At 68.8% G+C, this 3610-nt stretch carries 3 protein-coding genes and 1 pseudogene; 2 read left to right on the forward strand and 2 right to left on the reverse strand.

Features of this window, described 5'->3' with window-relative positions:
• Positions 1–183: 183 nt before the first annotated feature.
• Positions 184–420, reverse strand: a pseudogene (locus ACIHFE_RS34470) (transposase); the annotation flags it as partial.
• A 391-nt stretch (positions 421–811) separates the two neighbouring features.
• Here ACIHFE_RS34470 and ACIHFE_RS34475 point away from each other — a divergent pair.
• Both ACIHFE_RS34475 and proC read left to right on the forward strand, forming a co-directional pair.
• A complete protein-coding gene (locus tag ACIHFE_RS34475) occupies positions 812–958 on the forward strand; it encodes a hypothetical protein (protein WP_400113028.1) in 147 nt (48 codons plus the stop codon).
• 421 nt (positions 959–1379) lie between these two features.
• Complete coding sequence (proC, locus tag ACIHFE_RS34480; RefSeq protein WP_400113031.1) at positions 1380–2189, forward strand: pyrroline-5-carboxylate reductase; 810 nt, start codon at positions 1380–1382, stop codon at positions 2187–2189.
• A 96-nt stretch (positions 2190–2285) separates the two neighbouring features.
• On the opposite strand, the gene trpS is transcribed toward proC, so the two are convergent.
• Positions 2286–3305 (reverse strand): tryptophan--tRNA ligase, encoded by a 1020-nt coding sequence (gene trpS, locus ACIHFE_RS34485; protein ID WP_400113029.1) that lies wholly within the window; start codon positions 3303–3305, stop codon positions 2286–2288.
• Positions 3306–3610: the final 305 nt, after the last annotated feature.

Here is a 3610-nt window from a genome sequence, read left to right on the forward strand (position 1 = left end):
GTAGGACGCCGCCGAACAATTATTAGCCGTAAGGCCGGTCCAGGATATGGATCGGCCTTACGGCATTTTTGCGTTTAAGGCCCATTCGGGCCGGCGCACGCCGGCTATTCCCGTCGAGCTGCGGCCGCTGACCACCGGCAACGCTTGCACCAGGTGATGAATCACTGGGTTCCGATGCTGTCAGCTGTCGATGGCCGCCCGGGAGAAGTCGAGGGCGTTCGCGTTGCGGAGCTTGGCGAGGAGGACTTCGTGGAACCGGGACCACATATTGGCCTCAGCCCACTCGGCCAGGCGGCGCCAGCACGTCATGCCTGAACCGAAGCCGAGCTTCTACGGCAGGTGTTCCCAGGTGATCCCGGTGCGCAGCACGAACGGGATGCCCTGAAACGCCAGCCGGTCTGGGTGCCGCTCACCTCTGGGGGCGCCGTGAACGGCGCTCCACCTTCACCATCGACACCCCCTGGCTTCGGCCCAGCCACCCCGCATCTTCGGATCGCCTGTCCCCGAGTGATCCAACCAACTCGGAGATCATTTCCTTAGGGGTTCTAGGTCAGGGCGCGCCGCACGACCGATGTGTGCTCCCAACTGCGCGGTGTGCTCGCGGAGTTCGAGTCGCCGGGCGCCGCGTCACGATCGCGTGCACTGTTGGGGAACTGGTCCCGCTCCGAATCGAGAGGAGCGGAGCATGAGCCGAGCCGTCGTCTTCCACCAGGCCGGAGGGCCGGAGGTGCTGAGGCTGGAGAAGGCCCCGAGGCCGCCGTTGCCCCGGAAGCCGGGAACGAATTCGCCGGAGTGATCGACCAGGTGGGGCATGGGCGTCACCGGCTGGGCGGTGGCAGACGATGTGCTGGTCTCGCCGGCGGACCGGATCACCCAGCAAGCGGGAGGGCAGTTCGCGGGCGATTTCACCGCGGGCAATCAGGCCACGCTCATGGCCGTGGAGGCCAACCACGTATAGCTGCGGCCACTGGGCGCCATTCCGGTCCGGAGGCAAAGCCTTCGACCTCTCGCTCGGCCTGGTGAAAGACCGTTCCTGGGCGCTGACGCTGGTCGTGTACGAGCGCGCCGCGTCCGCCGGGGTACGGACCACCCCGCCGGCTCGCTCGCCGAACTGGCGGAGCGGTACGTACGCGGCGAGCTGACCTGGCACATCCGGGTCAGCCACCCGCTCGACCAGGCCGCGCACGCCAACGGAACGTGGCACACGGCCATGACCGCGGCAAGGTGGTGCTCGGGTCGGCTGAACCTGCCCGCTATGAACGGTCGTTGGGAGGTCGCAGGGATGCCGTTGGTCGGCGCGCACACCCCCGCGCGCGCGAATGGCAGGATGGCGGCCTGAGCACAGTCCCGCACAGCGAAGAGGTGAGCCACCCGTGCCCATGCCCCAGTCGGTTGCCGTCCTCGGCACCGGAAAGATCGGTGAAGCCCTGCTGAGTGGCATGATCCGGGCCGGTTGGTCACCGGCTGACCTGATGTGCACCGCCCGCCGGCCGGAACGGGCCGCGGCGCTCCGGGAGCGCTATGGCGTGGAGGTGGTGGACAACGCGGAGGCGGCCAAGCGCGCCGACACTCTGATTCTGGCCGTGAAGCCGCAGGACATGGCGGCCCTGCTGGCCGAGCTCGCCCCGCATCTGCCTGCCGACCGCCTGGTCATCAGTGCGGCGGCCGGTGTCCCCACCGCCTTCTTCGAGGAGCGGCTGCCGGCCGGTACGGCCGTGGTGCGGGTGATGCCCAATACTCCGGTGCTGGTCGACGAGGGCATGTCCGTCATCTCCGCCGGCAGCCATGCCGGGGAAGAGCATCTGCTCCGGGCCGAGGCGATCTTCAAGCCGGTGGGCAAGACGCTGCGCCTCCCGGAGGCTCAGCAGGACGCGGCCACCGCGCTGTCCGGCTCTGGTCCCGCCTACTTCTACTTCCTGGTCGAGGCGATGACGGATGCGGGCATCCTGCTGGGCCTGCCCCGGGACAAGGCTCACGATCTGATCGTCCAGGCCGCCATCGGCGCCGCAGTGATGCTTCGCGACAGCGGCGAACACCCGGTCAAGCTGCGCGAGGCGGTCACCTCCCCGGCCGGCACCACCATCAGCGCGATTCGGGAGCTGGAGAAGCACGGAGTACGGCATGCGCTGATCGCTGCCCTGGAGGCCGCGCGCGACCGCAGCCGGGAGCTGGCCTCCGGACAAGGCTGAATAGCTCAACAAGAGGAATCCGGCGGAGAGGGGGACGCCGCTCCGCCTCCGCCGGATTCCTCGTTGCCTCGCGCCCGGCTCTCGTGGTCCCTCGCTTCACACCGCGGGCAGCAGCCCGATCGCGCGGTATGCCGCGTCGACCGTGGGCCGGGCCAGTGCCCGGGCCCGTTCGGCACCGGCCCGCAGCACCGCGTCCACCGTGCCCGGGTCGGCGCACAGCTCCGCATGGCGCTCCTGCATCGGACGCAGCACTTCCACCACTGCCTCGGCGGTGTCCTTCTTCAGTGCGCCGTACGAGCTGTAGCTCTCGGCCAGCACAGAGGGCTTGTCATGGGTGCAGGCGGCGAGCAGCTCCAGCAGGTTGGCCACGCCCGGCCGTGCCTCACGGTCGTACACCACATCGTCCCCGCTGTCGGTGACCGCGCGCATGATCTTCTTGCGCACCACCTCCGGCTCGTCGAGCAGATAGACAATGCCGGCGGTCTCCGCGTGCGACTTGCCCATCTTGGACGTCGGATCCTGCAGGTCCATCACCCGGGCGGCGACCGTTGGGAGCACCGCCCGGGGCACGGTGAAGGTGTGCCCGTAGCGCTGGTTGAAGCGCACCGCCAGGTCGCGGGTGAGTTCCACATGCTGCGCCTGGTCGTCACCGACCGGAACCTCGTCCGCGCCATAGGCCAGGATGTCCGCCGCCATCAGCGCCGGATAGGTCAGCAGCGACAGCCGGACGCTGCCGCCGGTGGCCCGCTCGCGCACCGACTTCTCCTTGTACTGGATCATCCGGCGCATCTCGCCGTCGGTGGCCGTGCACTCCAGGAGGTAGGAGAGGCGGGTGTGTTCGTCCACATGACTCTGGACGAACAGGGTGCAGCGGGCCGGGTCCAGACCGGCGGCCAGCAGCAGGGTCGCCGCCTGTCGGCTGAGCCGCCGCACCCGGGCGGGGTCGTGGTCGACGGTCAGCGCATGCAGGTCCACCACACAGAACAGGGCCTCGGCCCGGTGCTGGTCGGACTCGACCCACTGGCGAACGGCGCCGAGGTAGTTGCCGAGGGTGAGGTGGCCGGTCGGCTTGACGCCGCTGAAGATGCGAGTGGTCCGCGTGGTCGTCCTGGTCATTGCTGTCCTCCCGGGGTGTGGGACCACCGCCACGGACAGCAAAAACGGCCGCCGAGGCGGCGGCCGTTGAGTGCATGCGAGAACCGGCCGCCCTAGGCGGCCCACCACTGCTGGGTGTGCGCATGCTGCTTGGTCATGGGAGGACGGTACCCGTGGAGGGGGACCGGCGCCAGCGATTTGATGGCGTGTACAGCCTCGTGTAGAGTCCTTCGAGTTGCCACGGCGTCCGCAAGGACGAAGGGGCGGCATCTCTCGCCGTAACCGGCGGCAATCTCTACTGCACGGCCCTTGAACGGGATGGATTT

It is taken from the genome of Streptomyces sp. NPDC052396, from assembly GCF_044593195.1.
Lineage (GTDB): Bacteria > Actinomycetota > Actinomycetes > Streptomycetales > Streptomycetaceae > Streptomyces.

Excerpts from the sequence above, each read along its gene's own strand:
- ACIHFE_RS34475 (WP_400113028.1), top strand. The coding sequence starts at position 812 with ATGGGCGTCACCGGCTGGGCGGTGGCAGACGATGTGCTGGTCTCGCCG.
- proC (WP_400113031.1), top strand. The coding sequence starts at position 1,380 with ATGCCCCAGTCGGTTGCCGTCCTCGGCACCGGAAAGATCGGTGAAGCC.
- trpS (WP_400113029.1), bottom strand. The coding sequence starts at position 3,305 with ATGACCAGGACGACCACGCGGACCACTCGCATCTTCAGCGGCGTCAAG.